We start from the raw sequence: 22,919 nt of genomic DNA on the forward strand, positions 1-22,919 counted from the left end.
GCGCGCACAATGGACGGGTGAGCACTCGCATGGTCGACGACCTGCGGTCCCGGGCGGGCCGTGCCCTGTTCGAGCGTGTCGCGGGGCCGGACGGCCCGGCCGAGCGCTCCCGGATCCACGACACCCCGGGCCCGCGCTGGTTCGCACCGGACTCGGCGATCGCGCGCGTCCACGGCGACGCGTCGATGTTCGTGGGCGGGCTGCGGGCCCTGCTGCTCCAGTCGTTGCACCCGCTCGCCATGGCGGCGGTCGCGGCGCACTCGGGGTACCGGGGCGACCCGTGGGGGCGCCTGGCCCGCACGAGCACCTTCCTCGCGGTCACGACCTTCGGGACGGTCGAGCACGCGCAGCAGGCGATCGACGTGGTCCGCTCGGTGCACGTCCGCGTGCGCGGCACAGCTTCTGACAGACGCCCGTACGCGGCCGACGACCCCTGGCTGCTGCGCTGGGTCCACGTGGCCGAGGCCGACAGCTTCCTCGCCGCGCACCAGCGCTACGGCGAGCGTCCGCTCGACGCCGCGGGCTGCGACGAGTACCTGGCCCAGGCCGCGACGATCGCGGACCGGCTCGGGGCCGTGGACCCGCCGCGCTCGCGCGCCGAGCTGGCGCGGGCCTTCGAGGAGTTCCGCCCACAGCTCGCCAGGACCACCGAGTCCGACGACGTCGCTCGCTTCCTGCTGTCCGAGCCGCCTCTCCCGTTCCTCGCCCGGGGCCCGTATGCGGCGCTGGGAGCGGCCTCGGTCGCGTCGTTGCCCCCGTGGTCACGACGCATGATCCCGGTGCGGTGGCCGATGCGGGGCGAGTCGGTGCTCGTCCGCGCCGGTGGCCGGACGGTCACGAAGGCGATCCGCTGGGCGCTCGCGGGGTCGTAGCCGGACGAGTCGGGCTGCTTCGGCCGAGCCACGCTGCGCCGCTGCCGGCGGGGACAGCCGCGCCGGACGGGCGCTCCGGTCGACCGGGCCGTCGCCGGGATATCCTCACCCAGGCCCCTATAGCCCAATCGGCAGAGGCAGCCGACTTAAAATCGGCGCAGTCTGGGTTCGAGTCCCAGTGGGGGCACGCGGATGACCTGCGGTGACGCTCAAGCAAGGGACCTGCGTGGGACTTTGCAACCCCGAGCACTCGCCCGCGTTCGCGGGCGGCCTCGGGCGCGAGCGCGCATCAGATGCGTGCGAATGTCGTTCGTGCACAACGTCCAGCTCGGCTACAACGGTCTCGGGGAGACGGTGGTCCTCCCGCCCGGCTACAAGTTCGGGTCGCTCGTCAACGCTGGCGAACGCCGCTGTCGAAGCTCGAGTACACGTTCGTGCACACAACAAGTTCGGGACTTCCGCGCCTGGGTCCCAGGGGACGTGCCCGTGGCCGTCGTGCCCGGCCTCACCGTCGGCACCGGATACGTCATCGGCCAGGACTCGCTCCTCGTGTCCACCGACCGGGCAGGCATCCGTGCAGAGTGGGGCACGCCGGGCGACTCCTTCACAAAGAACGAGCTCGTCGCCCGCGTCGAAGGTCGCTTCAGCCTCGACGCACCCCGGCCTCACGGAGTCGTGAAGCTCACGCTCACCGGCCCCTGACCCCCGAACCGCCAACGGCTCCGAACCACCAGTTCGGAGCCGCTGGCGTGCTGCGAAGACGACCCACCCGAGGGGGCGGTCAGATCGCTACGACCCCGCGCGGACGGAGAGTCCTCCGGCAGTGAACGCTCTCTCCCCGCACCTGAAAAGTTCAGGCGCGGTGCAGATCGTTAAGCAGAGAGGGTAGGTACGCGCGCAGCCGCTCCGAGTAGCGGAAGTCACGCGCCTCGCTTCGCAGCGGGAGCGAGATCGTCCTTCCGTCGGCGTAATGCAGCTCGACCCGGACGTGACCAGGCCACGGCGATCTAGAACCGCTGACGTCGTGATCCGTCGCGCTTCGACCGGCGCCGACGACAGCGTCGACGAGCCCACCCCTGCTGCGCACGGTGGTCGCGTGTGTACCTACCCCTTCGTCGGTCTGATGACCTTGGATCTCGACGACCAGGCTGGTGGTGAAGACCACGATGCGCGCGGAGTGGGCCGCGCTCGCACTCTCCTGTCCCGGGCCGAGCGTTGCACCGTCGACAAACTCGATCTTGGCCGCGTCGTCGATGACGAGTGCGAGGTCGCTCAGAGCGTAGCCGTACCACCCGGGAACCGGTTCGGTACCTCCCAACAGGTCGGAGACCCCCGACTCCCCTAGAAGAATCCTCTCGTGCAGGTCGCGGATCAGGTTCTCGACAGACATCGGTTCTTCCCTCTCGTCGGTGAAGTTCGCCCGACCCTAGCGGCCCAGTCGATCCTGGCGACAGATGGCAGGGCGCACTTCACCCTCACGAGGAGCTGATGGCGATGCCACGCAAGCCTGCTGCTCGCCCGGCACCGTCGGCGCACCCGTCGTTCATGAAGGGTGGACTCGGGGCGCTCCGTCCGCATTGGGGTCCAGTGATTACACCGCCCCCTCTACGCGCGGTCGAGATCCGTGATGAGCGAGGATAGGAACATGGTCAGCCGTTCCGAGTAGCGGGACTCGCCATTGGTGCCGCGCGGGGTGGATTGTCCGCCGTCGGTGCAACGCAGATCGGCATGTCGACGATACGTCAGCGTCTTCTACGGTTCGGTGAAGGGATCCTCCACCATCGGGGCTCCGGGTTCAGTCCCAACTCGGGTCGGCCGTGCCAAGGGGCCCGCCAGTCGTGCTCTTGACTCAGTTCCTCAAGACTGAGGGTGAGAGCATCGACGTTCTCTTTCGACGAGAAGAGGTCGTTGATGCGCACGCCCATGAGTTCGATGCCCGTTGCCTTTGATGCGGGACCTACGATGTCCTTCCGTATGGCGATCATGAAGTCTGCGACAAGTCGCATGGTGATCTGCGCGGGTGGCGTGGGGACGGCGGCGGAGGCCAGGCGGAACCGTGCGAATGCGACGAGCACCTCATCGGAAGCGTACGTGATCGAGTCGATCATGAAGCGCGGTATGGCTTCTTCGGCCGAGAGCTCCGCACGAACCTTCGAGTCACCCCTGAGATTTGCCTTGGCGGCGTCCGGAGTGAGCATGTTTCCTAGCGCTTGCAGCACCGGCTCGTACATCGCAGTCTTCTTCGCGGACAACCGTTCCTCGAGTTGGCGGATTCGAGCCGCTTCGTTCTCTCGGCTCTTGGCCTTGTACGCAAAGATTGCAGCGATGATCGCTGAGCCCAGGGCGAAGAGCGCTGGGATCAGGGCCAGTATCGAGTCGCGCGTCATGGGCGGCAGCGTACTCACATTTTGTCGGACCGAGGCGGGTGAAGTTCCTGCGGGTACCTTTACCTGCCTAGACGAGCTCGAGGGAGACAGTGCCGCGCAGGCGGCGTCCGAGGGCGTCGGGTGAGATGCCGAGGTGCGCGGCGGCGGTGGCGTGGGAGATGCCCGCGTCGTGCAGGGCGTTGCGGACGTTCTCGGTCGTCGCGTCGGGCCGGCGAACAGTCGTGGTGCTCATGATGTTCCTCCTTGAACGGTACTGCTTGGTTAGTTTTGCGCGGCTTGCGTGGGGTACATCTGGGGGCGTGTCCACCGGGTTGTACCACCCAAGAAATGGCGGAATCTCGTGGTTTCTGGCGGGGGTATACGTGCTACACCTGTTCACCCGCCGTCGGCGAGCCGGGAGAGAGTTGCCGCGAGTGATTGGTCACGCTCCGAGGACGCGTGCTGATACTTGAGCGCCATGTGCGGCGTCGAGTGTCCGGCCCGGGCTTGGAGCTCGGCGACGGTGGCACCGGACTGTGCCGCGAGCGTGAACCCGGTGTGTCGCAGGTGGTGGAACCGGAAGGTCTCGGGCAGGGATGTGCGCTTCACGGCGACGTTCACCTCGTGCGCGAAGGTCGACAGGTGCAGGTGGCTGGTCTCGCCCGGGTGGCGGGGGAACGGGAGTGCGTCGTCGGGACTGTTGACCCACTGCTTGAGGTGGTCTCGAACAGCCTGGGCCCTGTGGGGTGGAACTGCGATCGTGCGGACGCCGGCCCCGGTCTTGGGAGGGCCGACGACGGGCCCGCCTGGGGGGAAGGTTACGCCGCGATCGACGCGGACGGTTTCCTCGGTCACGTCGCCGCGTCGCAGCTCGAGTACTTCACCGGCCCGGACCTGGCACCAGGCACCGAGGAGAATCGCGAGTCGCAGATGCTCGGGTACTGCGTCTGCGAGTTCGATGACCTGTGCAGGGGTAGCGGTGACGACGGGGGTCTTGGCCCTGGTCTGTGCGCCTCCGCGGATCGCGCACGGCTGGGAGGGCATCAGCCCTTCCTCGACTGCCGAGGAGCAGATTGACTTGAGGAGTGCGTACGCGCGGGCGTTGATCGTCGGCGTTCCCGACGGTAGAGCGGCGTTCCAGGCGCGGATGACGGCTGGGGTCACCTCGAGGGTGAGCGCCCCCAGGGTGGGGCCGATCTGCTTGCGGAGGTAGTGCCGATAGGTTGCCGCCGTCGAAGGCCTCAACGGTCCGCCCCGGGCGCTGCGACGGTTCGTGACCCATTCCTCGGCGTACTCCGCCAGGGCGACGCGTGAGGCCAGGCTCCCGGGTCGCAGGGCGCCGTCCAGGATCTCGGTGCGTGCCCGGGCCAGCCAGGCCGTGGCTGCACGCTTCGTGGAGAAGGTTGCGGGCGCGTTGACCGACAAATTCGGTCGAGAGCCTGGGACTGCGTACCTCACCCTGTAGTTCCCGCTCGGGAGCTGCTCGACGGTACCGAATCCGGATCGTCATGCCATGGGAACACAACCCCTCATTGCGTGGGACCTACGTGGGACCCGTCGTGCACCCGTGTGCCATTCCCTGTCTATGGACAACTGGCATTGGTGCAGGTCAGACCTGTCTATTGGTACCTGCTGGCGTCTTGTGCCTACGTGCGCAGTCTGGGTTCGAGTCCCAGTGGGGGCACTTCGGAGTTCGTATGGCAGGATCCTCCCCATGAACATCCCCCCGAAGGGCTGTGCCGCGTAGGCCCCCATCGCAGGTTCGAGCGCATCGAACCATGCCTCGGCGATCCGATCGCCTGAAGAAGGACGGCCGCTTGTCCGGCTCGGTCCACTCAGCCATCGCACGGCTGGAATCTCGTCGTTTCTGGCCCAACGCGTTGTCCGCTGACCTCGCCCTCCTGGAGACGGTCGCGCGCCAGGGGAGGTGGCCGTCGGACTGTTGCGGATGCAGCCCCGACGTCTACCAAGGACGCATCGACCTCGAGCGCGCCGCCCATGCCATGCCACGAGGCCCTGCCCGCGAGCTCCGGCGTCTGCTCGCGTCCCTCGATGCCAGGATCCTGGCGAGCGGCGCCTTCGTGGTCGAGCCACCTGCGAGCGGATGGTGGACCGTGCCGCCCGACCGTCGCTGGTGGTTCGAACGGTGATCGCAGCGGGCCGTCCACCGCTGGCACTATGACAACCCCGTCGGACCGTCCGGCTCCGGGTCCTCGGCGGCCTCCTGGCCGAGGGACACCTGGTTCCCGTCGGGGTCCAGCACGCGGGCGACGCGTTCGCCCCACGGCTGGTCCTCGGGCGGCGAGACCACGACGACCCCGGCTGCGGCCAGGTGCGACACGGCCTGGTCGCAGTCGTCGACCGCGACCCACAGGTGCGTGTGCCCGACGTCGGCGCTCTCGCGGTCGACCCCGATCCCCAGCGACGCGTCGCCCACGGCGACCGAGACGTAGACGGGTGGGCCGTCGGCGGGGAACTGGTACGTCACGGTGCCGCGCAGGAGGTCGCGGTAGAAGACGAGCGCCCGGTCGAGGTCGGTCGTGGTGAGGATGGGGAAGAGCGTGCGGAACATCGGTGGGCCGCCTCTCGCGAAGGTCTCCTCGGAGTCGTTCCCACGTTACGCCAGCAGCAGACGAGCCACTCCTGCGGGCATCCCGGGCGTGGGTCGGCGCTAGGTTGAGGGGACGAGGGCCGCCGAGCCCGCGACCGCGACGAAGGAGCACGCGATGGCAGCCGCAGGCCAGGTGGTGCTCTTCGAGCGCCGGACCGCCGAACCGTTGCTGCGCCACGTCGTGGGCGGGATCCTGCGGGCAGAGCGCACCGAGCAGGCGCGCACCCTGCTCGACGTCGCCCTCGCGGCGCAGGTCTCGACCGCGTACCTCTCGGAGGTCGAGCGCGGCCGCAAGGAGGCGTCCTCGGAGGTGCTCGCCGCGATCTGCCGCGCGCTCGGCCTGCGCGTGGTCGACCTGCTGGCGCGCAGCCAGGACGAGTTCGACGCCGAGGCGAACCGCCGTGCGGGCGTCGAGCGCCGCAGCCTCACCTCGCGGCCGCGTGCCGCGCGCGAGCTCCACGCGCTGGGTCCGACTCCCGCCAGGACGGCGTCGTCACGCCAGAGCGTGTCCACGACGACGGTCCTGCTGGTCGCGGCCTGATCGCCTCGGCTCACCCCGTCCACCGCGCCGTCCCCGGCCGGGCCCGCCTCGTCCCCTCGCCCCGCGGGCCGCGCGCTCCAGCGAGCCACCGATTCCGCCGAGGGTGAATCGCCCCCTCCCGCGCGGCGATCTGTCCGTTTCGCCGCGCGCCCGCGACCGGTCGGTGGTGTGCTGAACGGATGTCGCAGACGAACCCGGCCCCGACCCTCCAGGACCTCGTCGACCGAGCCGTGATCCTCTCGACCGAGCACCAGGCGCACTTCGCCGAGCTGGGTGGCGAGTCGGCGTGGGACGCCGACCTCGAGGCGGGCACGCTCACGTTCCACAGCGAGATCCCGCTGGTGTGCGGGGCGCACTTCCTGGGCACCGCGGCCCCGGGGACGCAGAGCTGGTTGTGGGGCTGGCACAACGTCAACAACTTCCCCGAGGGCGTCGTGGCCGCGGCCGAGCACGTCCACCAGCGCGGGGTCTCGGGAGGCATCTTCGAGCTGAGCACGGCCGAGATCCTCCTGACCGACGCGGTCCCGTACCGGCTCGCGCTCGCGGCCAAGGCCGTCACGGGCCACTTCACGCACTTCGCGGCCCCCACGGGCGGCGGGACGTGCGCATGGTTCCTGCTGACCCACCCGCGGTTCGAGCTCCCGCCGGCCTCGGTCCCGCGGGTCCTGCGCGTGATCCCGGAGGGGATCGGCAGCACGACGGTCGCCGACCACCGCCGCGCGGTGCGCGCGTACGCGGTCCTGCGCGGCCTCGACATCCGGTGGCTCGACGAGCAGACGGCTGTGGTCGGGGCGTCCGACGGCGAGGTGACGGTCGCGTTCGACGGTCACGGTCGCCTGACGAACCTGTCCGCGACGCTCACGGCCGCCCCGGAGCCGGAGCCCGCGCCGGCGCCGCCGCCCGAGCGGCCCGAGCGCCGCGGCTGGTTCGGCCGCAAGAAGTAGCCTCCCCTCCGCCCGCCCGGCTCACCGCGCGGGCGACCCGGGCGCGGGAGGTGAGCGACGCCGTCGGGCAGGGGGACCACCGTGCCCGACGGCGCCACGCACCTACGCCGCGACCGGCAGCTTGCGCGAGGTCACCACGGCGTCGGCGAGCCCGTACTCCACGGCCTGGTGGGCCGTGAAGATGCGGTCACGGTCGGTGTCGGCACGCAGCCGCTCGACGGTCTGGCCAGTGTGCCGTGCGAGGACGAGCTCGGTCTCCGCGCGCAGGCGCAGGATCTCCTGGGCCTGGAGCGTCAGGTCGGAGATGGTGCCCTCGGCGCCGCCCGAGGGCTGGTGCAGCAGGACCCGCGAGTGCTCGAGCACGAACCGCTTGCCGGGAGTCCCCGCGGCGAGCAGCACCGCGGCGGCCGACGCGGCCTGACCCATGCAGATCGTCGAGACGTCCGAGCGGATGAACTGCAGGGTGTCGTAGATGGCCATGAGCGCCGTGATCGACCCGCCGGGGGAGTTGATGTAGAGCCCGATCTCCTGGTCGGGGGCGTCCGACTCGAGGTGCAGGAGCTGGGCCATGATGACGTTGGCGACGCCGTCGTCGATCTCGGTGCCGAGGAAGATGATGCGCTCCGAGAGGAGGCGGCTGAAGACGTCGAACGCGCGCTCGCCGAGCGGGGTGCGCTCGACGACCGTCGGGATCGTGTAGGTGGACATCAGAGACCGACCTTCCGGGAGTGGGCGGTGGGGCGGACGTCGTCGACCGACGTGACGACGTGGTCGACCATGCCGTAGGCGAGGGCCTGCTCGGCCGTGAACCAGCGGTCGCGGTCGCTGTCGGCCGTGACGGTCTCGGTGGTCTGGCCCGTGTGCTCGGCCGTGAGCCGGTGCATGAGTCCCTTGGTGTACTCGAGGTTCTCGGCCTGGATCGCGATGTCCACGGCCGTCCCCCCGATCCCGGCGGACGGCTGGTGCATCATGATGCGCGCGTGGGGGAGCGAGTAGCGCTTGCCCGCGGTGCCCGTGCACAGCAGGAACTGGCCCATGCTCGCGGCGAAGCCCATCGCGAGCGTGCTGACGTCGTTGGGGACGAGCTGGATGGTGTCGTAGATCGCGAGCCCCGCGCTCACCGAGCCGCCGGGCGAGTTGATGTAGAGCGCGATGTCGGCGCGCGGGTCCTCGGCCGAGAGCAGCAGGATCTGCGCGCACACGCGGTTCGCGACGGCGTCGTCGACGGCGGTGCCGAGGACCACGATGCGCTGGTGCAGCAGGCGCGACGCGAGCTGGTCGTCGAAGGGGGAGCTGGGCGGCGGGGCCGCCTCGGTCCGCAGGAGCGGTGGCTGGTTCGTCATGCCTCGACCATCTCGCGGGGGAGGAGGGCGAGGTCGGGGTATCTGCCGGGGGCGGATCTGCCGACGGCAGACGGGATCCGCGGTGCGACGACGCACCGCGGGATCCGGTCAGACCATCGAGCGGCCCTCGTGCAGACGAGCGGCGAGCTGTGCCCGGTCGTCCGCGGCGGCGTCGAGCCCGGTGCGGCGGGCGAGCCGCAGCGCGTGCGAGGCTGCGCGGCGCTCGCCCCAGGTCGTGAGCCGGGCGCCCGTGACGACGAGGAACCGGTCGCTCGGGCGCAGCGCGCGCAGGGACGGTGAACGGAGGTCGGCGTGGGTCGGTGCGTAGGTGCTCATGAGGGGTTCTCCTTGCCGTTGATCAGGGGGAACGCGTTGAAGTGGACCTGGACGGGGCGGGCCCCGGGGGTGTCCTGCTGACCGGCGAACCGGTCGAGGACCGTGTCGCTGAAGCGCTGCCATTCGGCCTGCACCTCGGCGAGCTGCTCCTTGGTGAGCCACATGTTGATCGTGGCGAGCGTCGCGCCCGAGTCGAGCCACGCGCGGTCGAGGGTGCGGGCGTTGTCGAGGAAGTCCATGATCTTGCGCTGACGCATGGCCTCGAACTCGCGGTTGACCGCCAGCGTCGCGACGACGGCGCCTTGGTTGCCGTCGCCCGCCGCGGCCTCGTCGTCGGGCAGCTCGATGGTGAACCCGCCGGGCGCCCGCTCCCACCAGCGCTCGCGGGCGGTGCCACGGCCCGGGACCTCCTGGACGAACCCGTGACGCTCGAGCTGGCGCAGGTGGTAGCTCGTGGCGCCGCTCGACTCGCCGAGCAGCTCGGCCAGACCGCTCGCTGTCAGTGCGCTGTGGTGCCCCAGGAGATCGAGGATCTGGATCCGCAACGGGTGCGACAGCGCCTTGAGCGCGTCAGGGCCGACGGGCCGCTGAGTGCGGGGCTCGGGTGCCTGCTCGGGTTCGTGGTTCGTGGGCATGACACTACCGTAGCGATGCAAAGATCTCTTTGCAAGAGTTTCTTTGCAAGAAGTTCTTTGGAACCGGTGGTGGTGGCGTGGCGCGGTGGTCCGCGGGGTACGGAGCGTTGCGCCACGCCAAGCGGGCGGGGGGCCTCAGTCCGTGGCCCTGCGTCCGCCGCGCTTGTAGGCGTCCAGGTCGTCGTTGAGCCGTTCGAGCAGCTCGCCCAGCAGTGCCCTGTCCAGGCGTGACCAGTCGGCCAGGACCTCGGCGTAGAGCTCGGTGCGCATCTCGCGGTGCCGGGCCAGCTCGTCGACGCCCTGCGGCGTGGCCTCGACCAGGACGGCGCGCCCGTCCGCAGGGTCGCGCGTGCGGCGGGCGAGGCCGGCCCTCTCCATCGCGACGACCTGCCGGGTCACGGTCGAGGCGTCGAGGCCCAGGTGGTCGGCAAGGGTGTTGACGTTCTGGGCCCCGTCGACGAGGAGGTCGTGGAGCAGGAGGTAGGCCGACCTGTCGAGGGTGCCGCTCGGCGGCCCCCCGGCCCGGACCGACTTGGCCCGTCCCGCGGCCGTGGTCCGTTCGGCGCGCCGCAGGAGCTGGGCGAGCTCGAGCTCGATGGTCGAGAGCACCTCGCGCGCGGCCGGATCGGGCGCCCCGGTGCTGCCGTCGGCGAGGCGATCCGCAGAACTGTTACCCCGAGCAACTGTCATGGGTGTATTCTACAGGTAGTTATCTGCATGATGCAGGTAAATCCCGGCGGAGCCCCAGCGGCCCGCGCACCAGCACCCACCAGACCCCGGGGGACGTGTGTCCAGAACCACCAGGAACGAGCCCAACAAGACCGCGATCTACGCGACCGCCCTCACGGCCTTCTTCGCGATCGCCGGTATCGCCGTGGTCGACCCGATCCTGCCGATCATCGGCCAGGAGATCGGCGCGACCACCTGGCAGATCGAGCTGCTCTTCACCGCGTACATCGCCGTCATGGCGATCGGCATGATCCCGGCCGTCCTGGCGACGGGCAGGTTCGGCTACAAGAAGGTCCTCGGCGCGGGCGTGAGCCTGGTCGCGGTCGCGGCGATCCTCGCCGCCCTCTCGCAGAGCATCGGCCAGCTCGCCGCGCTGCGCGGGCTGTGGGGCCTGGGCAACGCGATGTTCTTCGCGACCGCGATGGTCCTGCTCGTCTCCTTGGCCAACGACCGCGAGTGGGTCGTGGGCCTGTTCGAGACGTGCGTGGGCCTGGGCTTCGCGGTGGGCCCGCTCATCGGCGGGCTGCTGGGCCAGTTCAGCTGGCGCATCCCGTTCCTCGCGTGCGGCCTGTTCATGATCGTCGCGCTCGCGCTGTCGATCACGCGCCTCAAGGACCCGGCCGAGAAGCCCGCGCCTCTCCACGTGGGGCAGGTCTTCGCGCTCTTCCGCAAGCCCGGCTTCCGGGCGCTGTGCATCGTGACCGCGGCCTACAACTTCGTGTTCTTCATCATCCTGGGCTACACGCCCGTGTTCCTGGGGCTCGACGTCATCCCGCTCGGCCTCGTCTTCACGGCGTGGGGCATCGGGCTCGCGTTCGGCATCCTGGTCGTGGGTCACCGGCTCGCGCACGCGGTCGGCGCGGTCCAGACCATGGGGATCGCGGTCGGTGGCGTGCTCCTGGCCACCGTGGCCCTCGCGCTCGACCTCGGCACGGCCTGGTCGGTCGTCGTCCTGGTGGTCGCGGGCGTGTTCATGGGCATCGCCAACGCGAACCTGACCGACCTCTCGCTCGCGCTCGGCAGCCCCGACCGCCGTGTGACCACGGGCGCCTTCAACCTGGTCCGGTGGGGCTTCGCCGCCCCGGCGCCCGTGATCGCGGGCCTGCTCCACCCGGTCGGCCTCACGGTCCCGTACTGGGTCGGCGCGGGCGTGCTCCTCGTCGGGGTCGTCGCGTTCCTCGCGACGGCTCACCAGATGGCGGGCGAGCTGGGGGAGTCGGTCCTGTGGTCGCGCTGGAACCGCCGGGCCCGGGCCGTCGAGGGGACGCCCGAGGAAGCGCTCGGCGAGATCTGAGCGGGTGGTGGGCGGCGCCGTCGGGCCGGGCGGGACCTCCCGTCCGCGATGCCCGACGGCGCCGCTCGCCCCTCGCCTACGCCTCGCCCGGGCCAGAGGAGCCGGGGGCCTCGTGCTCGTGCGCGCCGTCCTCGCGCACGACGCGCAGCAGCCCGGCGAGCCCGGCCTGGAGACCTTCGAGCTCGGCGATCGTGAGCCGTGCGAGGGTCTCGGGCCCGGCGGGCCCGTCGTTGGCGACGATGCTGCGCACGGCCTCGGCCCCGCGCTCGGTCGCGGCGACGAGGCGGACGCGTCCGTCCTCGGGGTCGGGGCGCCGGGACGCCATGCCGGCGGCCTCGAGCCGGTCGACGATCCCGGAGATCGTCGCCGGGCTCACGCCCAGGACCTCGCCGAGGTGGGTCGTGCTGCGCTCGCCGTCGATGAGCAGGATCCCCAGCGCGCGCATCTGCTGGGCGGTCAGGTGCGTGCGCATGAGCGGCTCGAGACGCCGTGCGAGCACGAGCTCCTGCAGGGTGCTCTGCGCCTCGACGAGCTCGTGCTCGAGCCGGGCGCGGTGGGGGTCGGGGGACGGGGTCACGCGGCAGACTCTAGCGGAGGCACCACGCGCGTCCTGGCCCTGCGAGGCCTCGTGACCTGCGGTTTCCCGGCTGCTGGGACGCGGGAACTTCTCGGAATTGCTTAGCGTTAGGCTAACGACCCCGCGACGACGACGTCGTGACAATCCACCGTGCCCTGGAGGCCCCGTGTTCCGTCTCGCCCGAACGTCGCTGGCGAACCGCGCCGTCGTCGCGCTCGCCACGATCGCGATAGCCGTGTTCGGCGTCGTCAGCATGGGATCGCTCAAGCAGGAGCTCATCCCGAGCCTGCAGATCCCCACCGCCGCCGTCGTCGCCGTGTACCCCGGGTCCGCCCCCGCGATCGTCGAGCAGCAGGTCACGACTCCCCTCGAGACCGCTGCGCGGGGTGTCGACGGCGTCGAGGACGTCACGTCGAGCTCCTCGACCGGCATGTCCGTGACGACCGTGCAGTTCACGTACGGCACCGACATGGACCTCGCGGCCCAGCAGCTCCAGACCGCGGTCACGCGCGTGAGCAGCCAGCTGCCCGCCGACGTGGACCCGACCGTCGTGACCGGCTCGGTCGACGACCTCCCCGTGATCCAGCTCGCCGTCTCGGGCGGGGCCGACGAGGCCGCGCTCGCGGAGACGGTCAACGGTGTCGTGGTCCCCGCCCTCGAAGAGGTCGCGGACGTGCGCAGCGTCGCGGTCAGCGGCGTCGCCGACCAGCAGGTCACGATCGACCTCGACGTCGCGGCCCTCGCCGCAGCGGGCCTGAGCCCGGCCCAGGTCACCACGATCCTCCAGGACAACGGGGTGGTCGTCCCGGCCGGGACGGTCGCCGCGGGCGACCGCACCCTGTCCGTCCAGGTCGGCTCGGCCATCACGAGCGCCGACGACCTGGTCAACCTGCCCCTGGTCGTCTCTCCCTCGGCAGCAGGCCCGACGGCGCCTGCCGGCCCGAGCGCCCCCGTGACCCTGGGCGACGTCGCGACCGTGACGGTGGGCCCCCAGCCCGCGACCTCCTACTCGCGCCTCGACGGCGAGCCCGCGCTCGCCGTGGCGATCACCAAGACCCCGGCCGGCAACACGGTCGAGGTCTCGCACGCGATCCAGACCGCGATCGACGACATGGACGGTGCCCTCGAGGCGAGCGACGTGCGCGTCGAGGTCGTGTTCGACCAGGCCCCGTTCATCGAGGAGTCCATCGAGGGCCTCGCGACCGAGGGCCTGCTCGGCCTCGTGTTCGCGGTCGTCGTGATCCTGCTGTTCCTCGCGTCCCTGCGCTCGACCCTGGTCTCGGCCGTCTCGATCCCGCTGTCCCTGTTCGTCACGTTCATCGTCATGAACGCGACCGGGTACACCCTGAACATCCTGACCCTCGGGGCCATGACGGTCGCGATCGGGCGCGTGGTCGACGACTCGATCGTCGTGATCGAGAACATCAAGAGACACCTGTCCTACGGCGAGAAGAAGACCACCGCGATCCTCACCGCGGTCAAGGAGGTCGGCGGCGCCATCACCGCATCGACGGTCTGCACCGTCGCGGTCTTCCTGCCCATCGCGCTGGTCGGCGGCATGGTCGGCGAGCTGTTCCGTCCGTTCGCCATGACGGTCGCGATCGCCATGACCGCGTCGCTGCTCGTCGCCCTGACGATCGTCCCCGTCCTGGCCTACTGGTTCATCAAGGCCCCCGCGGTCCCGGCCGACCCCGAGCAGGCCCGCATCGTCGCCGAGCAGGCGCGCGAGGCGGCCGAGCTCAAGGAGCGCCGCGGGCTGTGGCAGCGCGGCTACCTGCCGACGCTCAACGCCGCACTGCGCCACCCCGCCATCACGCTGACCGTCGCGGTCGCCGTCCTCGCGGGCACGGTCGCGCTCGTGCCGCGCCTCGAGACCAACTTCCTGGGCGACTCCGGCCAGGACACCCTCACGGTCACCGAGTCCTTCGCCCCGGGCACGTCGCTCGAGACCCAGGACGCCGCGGCCCGCGAGGTCGAGCAGGCGCTCATGGACCTCGACTCGGTCGACACCGTCCAGACGACGGTCGGCACCGCGGGCGGCCCCGAGGCCGCGTTCTTCGGTGGCGGCGGGTCGCCGCAGGCCACGTTCTCCCTGACCCTCGCGGCCGACGCCGACGGCGTCGAGGCGCAGCAGGAGGTCCGCGACGCGGTCGCGGACCTGGGCGGCGAGGACTCCGAGGGCATCACGGTCGCCGGTGCGGACGCCGCGTTCGGCAGCTCGACCGTCGACCTCGTGGTGCGCGCCCCCGACACCGAGACGCTGGCCGCCGCGGCGGACCAGGTCCAGCAGGTCGCCGAGGACACCGAGGGGGCCTCCGAGGTCACCAACAACCTCGCGAGCGCCCAGTCCACGATCCAGGTGACCGTCGACCGGGACGCCGCGGCCGCCGTCGGGCTCACCGAGACGCAGGTCGCCGGGACCGTCGCGAGCCTCATGTCCCCGGCCCCCGTGGGGAGCGTGAACCTGGGTGACGGGCCCGTGCAGGTGCGCGTCGCCGTCGGGCAGGCTCCTGCCACGGTCGACGAGCTCGAGGCGCTCGTGGTGCCCACGGCCGCGGGCGTCGTCCCGCTCACCCAGATCGCGAGCATCGACGAGGTCGACGTGCCCACGTCGATCTCCCGGGTCAACGGCGAGCGCAGCGCGACCATCGCGGTCACGCCCGCCGGCCAGGACCTCGGCACGCTGACCACGGCCCTCACGGCCGCGATCGAGGACCTCGACCTGCCGGGCGGGGCGACCGTCGAGCTCGGCGGCGTCGCGACCCAGCAGGCCGACGCGTTCGCCGACCTGGGCCTCGCGCTGCTGGTCGCGATCGCGATCGTCTACCTCGTCATGGTCGCGACCTTCCGCAGCCTGCTCCAGCCGTTCATCCTGCTCGTGTCGATCCCCTTCGCCGCGACCGGTGCGCTGCTCCTGCTGCTCGCCACGGGCACACCGCTCGGGGTGCCCGCGCTCATCGGCATGCTCATGCTGGTGGGGATCGTGGTCTCGAACGCGATCGTCCTCATCGACCTCATCAACCAGTACCGCGAGCAGGGCCGCGGGCTGGACGAGGCCGTGCTCGAGGGCTCGCGCCAGCGACTGCGCCCCATCGTCATGACGGCCGCGGCGACGATCTTCGCGCTCACGCCCATGGCGATCGGCATCACGGGCGGCGGCTCGTTCATCTCGCAGCCGCTCGCGCTCGTCGTGATCGGCGGGCTCCTGACGTCGACGCTGCTCACGCTCGTCGTGGTGCCCGTGCTCTACACGATCGCCGAGCGTGCGGGCGAGAAGCGCGCCGCCCGGCGCGCCGCGAAGCGTGAGGCCGAGGCCGCGGAGCTCGTCGACAGGAGCACGGCGAAGCCGGAGGCCGAGCCCGCGGTCTGACCCCCCGGGGCAACTGCCCGCGGGCCCGCCGCGCGCGGGCCCAGCACGCCGAGGCCCGCCCGTCCGGAAGGACGGGCGGGCCTCGGCGTGTCCTCAGTCGTCGGCGGTCACGAGCACGGGCGCGAGCGCCTCGTCGAGCCAGTCGAAGACCCGCTGCTCGGTCAGGGCGCGCGCGAGGGGCTGACAGTGCAGGTTCGCCCCCTCGGCCGCGGTGAACCGCACGAGCGTCGCGACGTCGGGCGCGAGCCGCACGAGCTCGTCGGACTGGCCCGGCCAGAACTGCTCGCCCTCGGGGGCCGTGACGAGCAGGGGAGTGGTGATGCGTGCGGCGACGTCCCGCAGGTCGTACTTCTGGACCTCGCGGAGAGTGGCGGCGTACCCCTCGACCCTGTAGGGGCGGGAGCGGAACCGCCAGGTGGCCGCAGTGGCCTTCGACAGACGCAGGCCCATGTCCATGTCCCGGTCGAACGCGTGGTCCTTGCCCTCGTCGAGGAGCTTGAGGAGCGTCTTCGGCATCGTCCGGGTCCAGGAGGCCGCGACCTCGACGACCCCGGGATCGACGACGGCCGCGGCAGGACGGTGCTCGAACGCCAGCGCGCGCGGCACCCAGTAGCCCCCCTGGCTCGACCCGTAGACCGCGATCCGTGCGGCATCGACGTCGTGGCGGTCCACGAGCGCGTCGAGCACGGGGGTCAGGACCGCCTCGAAGTCGTGGCGGAACGGCACCTGGTGCTCGAACAGCATCGACTGCTGACCCGGTCCGTCGAACACGAAGGCGTGGTACCCGCGGCGCAGCGCGCCCGCCACGCACGCCGTCCACATCGAGGTCAGCGAGCCGTCGGACCCGTTGACCGCGACGAGCAGCGAGCGCGGGGGGACCCGCCCCGGGTCGGCCGCGATCGCTGCGGTGGACGCGGCGTCGGACGCGCTGAAGAAGTACCCGGGCAGCGTCGTGCCCTCGTACGGGACGTCGATGCGCTCGACGACGAGCCCGCTCGTCCCGACCCACCGGTCCCACGCGTCGCGATGCTTGCGGAACGTGGGCAGGAGCAGGCTGTCGTCCTCGAGCGCGGCCACCGCGTCGACCGCGACCGCGTAGTACGCCGACGCCCGCAGGAACGCGGCGGCGGCGCTCGCGTCGTGCCCGGCGGCCGCCGCGTCCGTGGCGATCCCGGCGACCCGGTCGCCGAGATCGTGCCACGCGTCGAACCATCCCCTGTGATCCTTGTCGCGCACGTGCGCGACGGCAGCGAGCACCTCGCCCACGTCGGCGGCCCCGCTCGAGGCGCCGCCGAGGACGGTCCGGATCTCGTAGTCGCGGTCGTGGTCGCCGGAGAACCCGGCGTCGAACGGGTCGTGGTGGGCTGGCATGGCGATCCTCTTCCGCGACGTGCAGGGACGGAGCCGACGGGCGTCGGGCCCCTTCCGACGATCCTCCCGATCCCGTCGGCCCACCACCCGGCCCGACGGCGTCGCTCAGCTCGGGCGCGCCACGCCCGTCTCGTACGCCAGGACCACGGCCTGGACGCGGTCGCGCAGACCGAGCTTGCCCAGCACCCGCCCGACGTGGGTCTTGACCGTGGCCTCGGAGACCACGAAGCGCGCCGCGATCTCGGCGTTCGACAGTCCCTCGCCCAGCGCGGCGAAGACCTCGAGCTCGCGTGCGGTCAGCTCCCGCAGGCGGGGGTCGTCGACACCGTGCCCCGGGCCGGCAGCCCCCTGGGCGTGCGCGTCCTCGGGCAGGTAGCCCGCGAACATCTCGAGCATCCGGCGCGTGACCCGCGGCGAGACGGCGGCGTCGCCGCTCGCGACGTTGCGGATCGCGCCGACCAGCTCGGCGGGCCGGGCGTCCTTGAGGAGGAACCCGCTCGCACCCACGCGCAGCGCCGCGAACGCGTACTCGTCGAGGTCGAACGTCGTGAGGATGATGACCCGGCTCGCGGGGAGCTCGGCGACGATCCGCTCGGTCGCGTCGATCCCGTTGACACCGGGCATGCGTACGTCCATGAGGATCACGTCGGGGCGCAGGGCCGTGGCCTGGGCGAACGCGGTCTCGCCGTCGCTCGCCTCGCCGACCACCTCGATGTCGTCCTCGGCGGCCAGGATCATGCGGAAGCCCATGCGCAGCAGCGACTGGTCGTCGACGAGCAGGACCCGGACCGGGTGCGCGGCGTCGTGCGGCACGGCGCCCTCGGCACCACCCGGACGCTCCGCGGGCGGGAGGCTCACAGCGCGACCCCCGTGCCGCCGTCGGGCCGGGACGCCTGGTCGCTCCCCGTGCGGTCGAGGCGCAGCCTCGCCACGACCTCCCAGCCCGAGCCCGTGGGACCGGCCGTGACCGTCCCCCCGTAGACGGCCGCACGTTCGCGCATCCCGATGATCCCTCTTCCTGTGCCGATGGGTTGGTCGCCCGCGATGCCCGCGGGCAGCGGGCGGGCGTCCGCGCCGTCCCGGGCCGTCCCGCCCGGTGCGCGGCCCGCCTTGTTGGTGACCGTGATCTCGAGCCAGTCTCCACCGTCGGGTGCGCCCGCGTCACGCCGGGCGATCTCCACCACGACCATGGGCGTCAGGGGCGCGTAGCGCAGGACGTTGGTCAGCGACTCCTGCACGATCCGGTGCGCGGCCTGGCGCAGGCCCGGGTCGGGGTCCGGCTGGACGCCGACCCGCACGAGCCGCACGGGCAGGCCCGCGTGCCGGAAGCGTTCTGCGATGTCCTCCATGGTCGGGACGTCGGCGGTCGGGGAGAGCGGGGCGACCGAGCCGTCGGGGTCGCGCAGGACCCCCAGGACCCGGCGCATGTCGGCGAGCGCGGCCCGGCCCGTCTCGGTCAGCTCGTCGAGCGCCTGGCCCGCGAGCTCGGGGTCCTTGGCGCCCAGGGCCTTGGCGCCGTCGGCGAGCGCGACCATGACGGTCAGGCTGTGCGCGACGACGTCGTGCATCTCGCGCGAGATCCTCGCGCGCTCGGCCGCGGCCGCGAGCTGGGCCTGCTGGTCGCGGTCGCGTGCGATCGCGTTGGCGCGCCCCACGAGGTCCGCGACGTGCTGACGCCGCCCGCGCACGCTCGACCCGATCGCGATGCCCAGCAGCGCGAACGTGAGCGTGATCGCGACGGCCGCGACCCGGGCTCCCGTGACCTCGCCGCTGCCCACCTCGGCGCGCACGATGGCCCCGGACTCGCTCACCGCGAAGTCGTACCAGATCATCTCCGCGGCACACACGGTCAGGACCAGCGCGCCCAGCACGCTCCACGCCACGGCGGGGCGGTACGTCGTCGCGACCGCGTAGATCGCGAACGCGACCGCGAGCTCGAAGCCCGCAGAGTCGCCGCTGAGGGCGATCGTGAGGACCGCGAGGACCCCGATGACCGCGGCGGTCAGGAGCGGGTTGCGGCGGCGCCACAGCAGCACCGCGCCGCCCGCGAGCGTCGCGGCGGCGACGCCGTAGCGTGCGTGCTCGGGCGGCAGCAGGGTCGTCAGCAGGCCGGGGACGGTGAACCAGGCCGCGACGAACCAGTCCATGACGACCGGGTGACGCACGAAGTACCGGCGGACCGGCCCGAGCTTGCGCGCGTCGAGCTCGGTGAAGACCGCGATGCTGCCCGAGCGCGGCCGGGTGGAGGGCTTGGGTGCCTTGCCGGCACCGGGGACGCCGGGCGCCCCGGGACGCACGGCGCCCGACGCCGGACCACGGGTCTCGTGGTCCGGCGCCGGGCTGTGCGCGGCGCGGGAGATGGTCAGGCGTCCCGACGCTTGAGCAGCACCGCGGCGACGACCAGGACCAGGACGGTCCAGCCGACGAGGACGCCGTAGCCGACCCACGGTTCGAGCGCGCCCGAGGCGGAGGCTCCGGTCATGGGGTCGATCGACCCGCCCGTGGCGAGCAGTCGCTCACCGGCCACCCCGGGGAGGAACTTGTAGATGTTCTCCACGACCTTGTTGCCCGTGGCCATCGCGACGATCGACAGGATCTGCGGGACCACCATGAGCAGGCCGACGACCGTGAAGATCGCTCCGGCCGTGCTCCGGAGCAGCGCGCCGATGCCGAGCGAGAGAGCCGAGATGGTCGCCACGTAGAGCGCCGCGCCGACGAGGATGCGCACGTTGTCGCTCGACCCGAGGTCCAGGGCCATGCCCTGGTTCGACAGCAGCGGGGCCGTGACGAGAGCCGAGAGGCCGACGCCGAGGAGCGTGACGACGAAGCTCGTCACGAAGAGCACGGCCAGCTTGGCGAAGAACGCCGGCAGGCGGCGCGGGACGGCGGAGAACGTCGAGCGGATCATGCCCGTGGAGTACTCGCCGGTGATCGCGAGCACTCCGAGCACCGCGATGGCGAGCTGTCCGACCGAGTAGCCGATCGTCACGATCGTCGCCGAGGGGAAGAAGTCGGACATCGACGCGCCGTCGGCCCCGCTCGTCTCGACGTCGGGGATGTTGATGATCGCGGCGAACATCAGTGCGATCCCGACCATGACCACGACCGTGATCGCGAGCGTCCACACGGTCGAGCGCAGGGTCCAGAGCTTGATCCACTCGGACTTGAGGACACCGCCGAAGGTGAGGCGGGCGGACGAGGCGCGCTGCGCCGTCGGGCGTGCTGCGGAGACGGTGGCGGCGGTCATCGCTTGGCTCCTTCGGAGATCGGGGCGTCGGCCGGAGAGTCGACGCCGTGGCCCACGTGCTGGGTCGCGGACTCGGTCTGGTACTCGACCGAGTCGGCCGTGAGGAGCATGTACGCCTCCTCGAGGGTCGAGGTCACGGGCGTGAGCTCGTGCAGGACGATGCCGGACGCCGCGGCGAGCTCGCCGATGCCGGGCGCCTCGACGCCCGTGATCTGGAGCAGGCTGGGCTCGTCCGACGTGACCGTCGCGCCATCGCGGGTCAGCAGCTCGGCGAGCTGCGTGGCCTGCGGGGTGCGGACGCGGACCGTGTGCTGGGCGCCGCCGTCGACGATGTCCTTGACGGGCGCGTTCGCGATGATGCGTCCCTTGCCGATCACGATGATGTGGTCCGCGGTCAGCGCGACCTCGCTCATGAGGTGGCTGGACAGGAAGACCGTCCGGCCCTCGGACGCGAGGTAGCGGGCCAGGTTGCGGACCCAGAGGACGCCCTCGGGGTCGAGGCCGTTGACCGGCTCGTCGAGGATGAGCGTCTTGGGGTCGCCCAGCAGCGCTGACGCGATGCCCAGGCGCTGACCCATGCCGAGCGAGAAGCCGCCGACGCGCTTCTTCGCGACCGACTGCAGACCGGTCATCTCGATGACCTCCTGCACGCGGGTCTTCGGGATGTTGTGCGTGGCCGCCATCGCGAGGAGGTGGTTGTAGGCGCTGCGGCCCGTGTGCACGGCCTTCGCGTCGAGGAGGGCCCCGACCTCGGTCAGGGGCGAACGGTGCGCGGCGTAGGGCTGACCGTTGACGGTCACGGAACCGGCCGTCGGGCGGTCGAGCCCCATGATCATGCGCATCGTGGTCGACTTGCCGGCGCCGTTCGGGCCCAGGAAGCCCGTGACCTGGCCGGGCTGGACGGTGAAGGAGATCCCGTCGACAGCTGTCTTGGGCCCGTACCGCTTGGTCAGGCCTCGTGCTTCGATCATGCTCGCCCCTCGGGTGGGTTGCGTGTGGTGGCTCGTACGTCCTCCAGCCTAGGGACCGGGGCGTCCGCAGGGATGCCCCCGCACGGTCGATCTTCACGACCGGGTCGCGTACGCCGCAAGGATGACGTCGTCGACCAGGGGAGCGATCCTGCGCCCCGAGCGGGTGGAAAAGTCGGACGAAGCCCCCGGGAACACCGGCGCGAACCCGCTCGTTGCATAGGATGGAAACACGGCCAGCGACACCCGCCTCGCCAGAGGGCACTGGACGCCGCGACCAGGAGGAAGCATGAGCAACCCCGTCTTCAACAACAGCGCCATCTTCGGCGAGCCCAAGCGCGCGCGCACCAACCAGGGGGCTGCGGGCACCGTCCAGCAGAACCCCGCGTACGGCACGCCCCCGCAGCAGGCCCAGTACGGCAGCTACGGCGCCCAGACCGCCGACGCCGCGACGCTCGACGCCATGTACAACGCGCCGACCGCGACGACCGCGGACACCAAGCGCCTGACGTACGACGACGTCATCATCAAGACCGGTGGGCTGCTCGCTCTGCTCGTCGTCGTGGGCGCCGCGAGCTGGCAGCTCGTCGACACCATGCCGTTCCTGTGGATCGGCGGCGCGATCGTCGGCCTGGTCCTGGGTCTGGTCAACGCGTTCAAGAAGAGCCCGAGCCCCGCGCTCATCGTGGCGTACACGATCGCGCAGGGCGCGTTCCTCGGTGGGATCAGCGCGTTCTACAACACGCAGTGGAACGGCGTCGTGGTCCAGGCGGTCCTCGCGACCGTCACGACGTTCGCCGCAGCCCTCTTCCTCTTCAAGTCCGGCAAGGTGCGCGTCACGCCCAAGTTCACGCGCTGGCTCATCATCGCGATGGTCGGCTACCTGGCCTTCTCGCTCGTCAACCTCCTGCTGACGATGACGGGCGTCCTCGACGGCTGGGGCATGCGCTCGGGCGGCCTCGGCATCATCGTCGGTCTCGTCGCGGTCGGTCTCGCGGCCGCCTCGCTCATCGTCGACTTCGACTCGATCAAGCGCGGCGTCGAGGCCGGCGTCCCCGCCAAGTTCGCCTGGTCGGCAGCGTTCGGCCTCATGGTCACGCTCATCTGGCTGTACCTCGAGTTCCTGCGTCTGTTCGCGATCCTGCAGGGCAACGACTGACCTTGGCCGACGCCCGGAAGAAGTCCCCGGCACCCGCTTCGGAACCCGTTCCGACGCGGGTGCCGGTCTTTGCCGCCGGCCTCGTGCTGGCTGCCTTCACGCTGCTCGCCCTCCAGGTGCCCTACGGGCTCCTCGTGGGTCGCAGCCTCCCCAACGCCGTCGCGTGGATCACGGTCGCCGCGGTCGTCATCCTGCTCGTGATGCTCACGGCCGGTGCGGTCGTCGCCTGGCTCGGGCACCGCATCTCGCGCGAGTGGGACGAGCGCAAGGCGACCACGCTCTTCTTCGTGCTCGGTTTCGTCGGGGTCGGGATCTGGAGCTTCATGGTGCTCGGCTCGCTGCTGAGCGCCGCGACCGGGAACCCGGGCACCGCGACGAGCGGCGTCGCCCTGGCCTCGGTGCTGTACCTGGCGGTGGCAGGAGGTCTGAGCGGCGCCGTCGGGCGGTACTTCGCACGTGACGCTGCGGACCGTCCTCTGCTCGTCGTGGTCCTCGGGGTCGCGGTCGCCCTGTGTGCCGTGCTGGGCGGGATGGCCCTCGGCAGCGCATGATCGGT

The 22,919-nt window shown here is 71.4% G+C and carries 24 protein-coding genes and 1 tRNA gene; 9 read left to right on the forward strand and 16 right to left on the reverse strand.

Annotated features, from left to right (window positions below):
- The first annotated feature begins 17 nt into the window (after window positions 1-17).
- The 3 genes from OERS_RS03120 (at window position 18) to OERS_RS20985 (ending at window position 1,574) form a co-directional block, all read left to right on the forward strand.
- On the forward strand, window positions 18-872 hold the full coding sequence (locus tag OERS_RS03120; protein ID WP_231907627.1) for an oxygenase MpaB family protein: 855 nt from the start codon (window positions 18-20) through the stop codon (window positions 870-872).
- A 113-nt stretch (window positions 873-985) separates the two neighbouring features.
- Window positions 986-1,059: transfer RNA gene (locus OERS_RS03125), tRNA-Leu, on the forward strand.
- 116 nt (window positions 1,060-1,175) lie between these two features.
- Window positions 1,176-1,574, forward strand: coding sequence for a hypothetical protein (locus tag OERS_RS20985; RefSeq protein ID WP_139107673.1), 399 nt, complete (start codon window positions 1,176-1,178; stop codon window positions 1,572-1,574).
- 151 nt (window positions 1,575-1,725) lie between these two features.
- Here the strand turns inward: OERS_RS20985 and OERS_RS03135 are convergent, their stop codons facing one another.
- From OERS_RS03135 to OERS_RS03150, 5 genes are all read right to left on the reverse strand, one after another.
- Window positions 1,726-2,262 (reverse strand): hypothetical protein, encoded by a 537-nt coding sequence (locus OERS_RS03135; protein ID WP_068624366.1) that lies wholly within the window; start codon window positions 2,260-2,262, stop codon window positions 1,726-1,728.
- Window positions 2,263-2,614: 352 nt separating this feature from the next.
- A complete protein-coding gene (locus tag OERS_RS03140) occupies window positions 2,615-3,259 on the reverse strand; it encodes a hypothetical protein (protein ID WP_139107674.1) in 645 nt (214 codons plus the stop codon).
- Between the two features lie 67 nt (window positions 3,260-3,326).
- On the reverse strand, window positions 3,327-3,491 hold the full coding sequence (locus OERS_RS21430) for a hypothetical protein (RefSeq protein ID WP_169834186.1): 165 nt from the start codon (window positions 3,489-3,491) through the stop codon (window positions 3,327-3,329).
- Between the two features lie 143 nt (window positions 3,492-3,634).
- Window positions 3,635-4,663, reverse strand: a complete 1,029-nt coding sequence (locus OERS_RS03145) for a tyrosine-type recombinase/integrase (RefSeq protein WP_083201181.1) — start codon at window positions 4,661-4,663, stop codon at window positions 3,635-3,637.
- Between the two features lie 751 nt (window positions 4,664-5,414).
- Window positions 5,415-5,810, reverse strand: a complete 396-nt coding sequence (locus OERS_RS03150; RefSeq protein WP_068624372.1) for a VOC family protein — start codon at window positions 5,808-5,810, stop codon at window positions 5,415-5,417.
- A gap of 154 nt (window positions 5,811-5,964) precedes the next feature.
- Between OERS_RS03150 and OERS_RS22210 the strand changes: the two genes are divergently transcribed.
- Together OERS_RS22210 and OERS_RS03160 are read left to right on the forward strand one after the other, a co-directional pair.
- Window positions 5,965-6,390, forward strand: a complete 426-nt coding sequence (locus OERS_RS22210; protein WP_083201182.1) for a helix-turn-helix domain-containing protein — start codon at window positions 5,965-5,967, stop codon at window positions 6,388-6,390.
- Window positions 6,391-6,569: 179 nt separating this feature from the next.
- Window positions 6,570-7,334: a DUF6882 domain-containing protein gene (locus OERS_RS03160; RefSeq protein WP_068624374.1), complete on the forward strand. Its 765-nt coding sequence runs from the start codon at window positions 6,570-6,572 to the stop codon at window positions 7,332-7,334.
- Window positions 7,335-7,436: 102 nt separating this feature from the next.
- Here the strand turns inward: OERS_RS03160 and OERS_RS03165 are convergent, their stop codons facing one another.
- The 5 genes from OERS_RS03165 to OERS_RS03185 all read right to left on the reverse strand — a co-directional run bounded on the left by OERS_RS03165 (window position 7,437) and on the right by OERS_RS03185 (window position 10,338).
- Window positions 7,437-8,042 carry an ATP-dependent Clp protease proteolytic subunit gene (locus OERS_RS03165; RefSeq protein WP_068624375.1) on the reverse strand — a complete coding sequence of 202 codons (606 nt, stop codon included), beginning with the start codon at window positions 8,040-8,042 and terminating at the stop codon, window positions 7,437-7,439.
- Window positions 8,042-8,677 carry a ClpP family protease gene (locus OERS_RS03170; protein WP_056645766.1) on the reverse strand — a complete coding sequence of 212 codons (636 nt, stop codon included), beginning with the start codon at window positions 8,675-8,677 and terminating at the stop codon, window positions 8,042-8,044. The genes OERS_RS03165 and OERS_RS03170 overlap by 1 nt, the downstream gene beginning before the upstream one ends.
- A 108-nt stretch (window positions 8,678-8,785) precedes the next feature.
- Window positions 8,786-9,013 carry a hypothetical protein gene (locus OERS_RS03175; RefSeq protein ID WP_068624377.1) on the reverse strand — a complete coding sequence of 76 codons (228 nt, stop codon included), beginning with the start codon at window positions 9,011-9,013 and terminating at the stop codon, window positions 8,786-8,788.
- Window positions 9,010-9,648 (reverse strand): ArsR/SmtB family transcription factor, encoded by a 639-nt coding sequence (locus tag OERS_RS03180; RefSeq protein WP_082848739.1) that lies wholly within the window; start codon window positions 9,646-9,648, stop codon window positions 9,010-9,012. The genes OERS_RS03175 and OERS_RS03180 overlap by 4 nt, the downstream gene beginning before the upstream one ends.
- 135 nt (window positions 9,649-9,783) lie before the next feature.
- The gene (locus tag OERS_RS03185) at window positions 9,784-10,338 is read right to left on the reverse strand and encodes a MarR family winged helix-turn-helix transcriptional regulator (protein ID WP_082848738.1); all 555 of its coding nucleotides are present in this window, start codon (window positions 10,336-10,338) and stop codon (window positions 9,784-9,786) included.
- A gap of 97 nt (window positions 10,339-10,435) precedes the next feature.
- Between OERS_RS03185 and OERS_RS03190 the strand changes: the two genes are divergently transcribed.
- On the forward strand, window positions 10,436-11,671 hold the full coding sequence (locus OERS_RS03190; RefSeq protein ID WP_056645780.1) for an MFS transporter: 1,236 nt from the start codon (window positions 10,436-10,438) through the stop codon (window positions 11,669-11,671).
- A gap of 76 nt (window positions 11,672-11,747) precedes the next feature.
- Here the strand turns inward: OERS_RS03190 and OERS_RS20990 are convergent, their stop codons facing one another.
- Window positions 11,748-12,248 (reverse strand): MarR family winged helix-turn-helix transcriptional regulator, encoded by a 501-nt coding sequence (locus OERS_RS20990; RefSeq protein WP_056645783.1) that lies wholly within the window; start codon window positions 12,246-12,248, stop codon window positions 11,748-11,750.
- Between the two features lie 166 nt (window positions 12,249-12,414).
- Between OERS_RS20990 and OERS_RS03200 the strand changes: the two genes are divergently transcribed.
- Window positions 12,415-15,618, forward strand: coding sequence for an efflux RND transporter permease subunit (locus OERS_RS03200; protein ID WP_068624380.1), 3,204 nt, complete (start codon window positions 12,415-12,417; stop codon window positions 15,616-15,618).
- Window positions 15,619-15,711: 93 nt separating this feature from the next.
- Here OERS_RS03200 and OERS_RS03205 read toward each other — a convergent pair whose 3' ends face one another.
- The 5 genes from OERS_RS03205 to OERS_RS03225 form a co-directional block, all read right to left on the reverse strand.
- The gene (locus tag OERS_RS03205) at window positions 15,712-16,989 is read right to left on the reverse strand and encodes an alpha/beta hydrolase family protein (protein ID WP_068624382.1); all 1,278 of its coding nucleotides are present in this window, start codon (window positions 16,987-16,989) and stop codon (window positions 15,712-15,714) included.
- A 105-nt stretch (window positions 16,990-17,094) separates the two neighbouring features.
- Entirely contained in the window at window positions 17,095-17,739 is a 645-nt protein-coding gene (locus OERS_RS03210; RefSeq protein WP_197486996.1) for a response regulator, read from the reverse strand.
- A 104-nt stretch (window positions 17,740-17,843) separates the two neighbouring features.
- Window positions 17,844-19,286 (reverse strand): sensor histidine kinase, encoded by a 1,443-nt coding sequence (locus OERS_RS03215; protein ID WP_068624384.1) that lies wholly within the window; start codon window positions 19,284-19,286, stop codon window positions 17,844-17,846.
- Window positions 19,287-19,351: 65 nt separating this feature from the next.
- On the reverse strand, window positions 19,352-20,236 hold the full coding sequence (locus OERS_RS03220; RefSeq protein ID WP_056645794.1) for an ABC transporter permease subunit: 885 nt from the start codon (window positions 20,234-20,236) through the stop codon (window positions 19,352-19,354).
- On the reverse strand, window positions 20,233-21,207 hold the full coding sequence (locus OERS_RS03225) for an ABC transporter ATP-binding protein (protein WP_056645797.1): 975 nt from the start codon (window positions 21,205-21,207) through the stop codon (window positions 20,233-20,235). Before OERS_RS03225 ends, OERS_RS03220 begins: the two co-directional genes overlap by 4 nt.
- 286 nt (window positions 21,208-21,493) lie before the next feature.
- On the opposite strand from OERS_RS03225, the gene OERS_RS03230 reads away from it, so the two are divergent.
- Complete coding sequence (locus tag OERS_RS03230) at window positions 21,494-22,363, forward strand: Bax inhibitor-1/YccA family protein (protein WP_056645800.1); 870 nt, start codon at window positions 21,494-21,496, stop codon at window positions 22,361-22,363.
- A gap of 59 nt (window positions 22,364-22,422) precedes the next feature.
- Window positions 22,423-22,914: a hypothetical protein gene (locus OERS_RS03235; RefSeq protein WP_139107675.1), complete on the forward strand. Its 492-nt coding sequence runs from the start codon at window positions 22,423-22,425 to the stop codon at window positions 22,912-22,914.
- The last annotated feature ends 5 nt before the right edge of the window (window positions 22,915-22,919 follow it).

This window comes from Oerskovia enterophila (assembly GCF_001692445.1).
Classification (GTDB): domain Bacteria; phylum Actinomycetota; class Actinomycetes; order Actinomycetales; family Cellulomonadaceae; genus Oerskovia; species Oerskovia enterophila.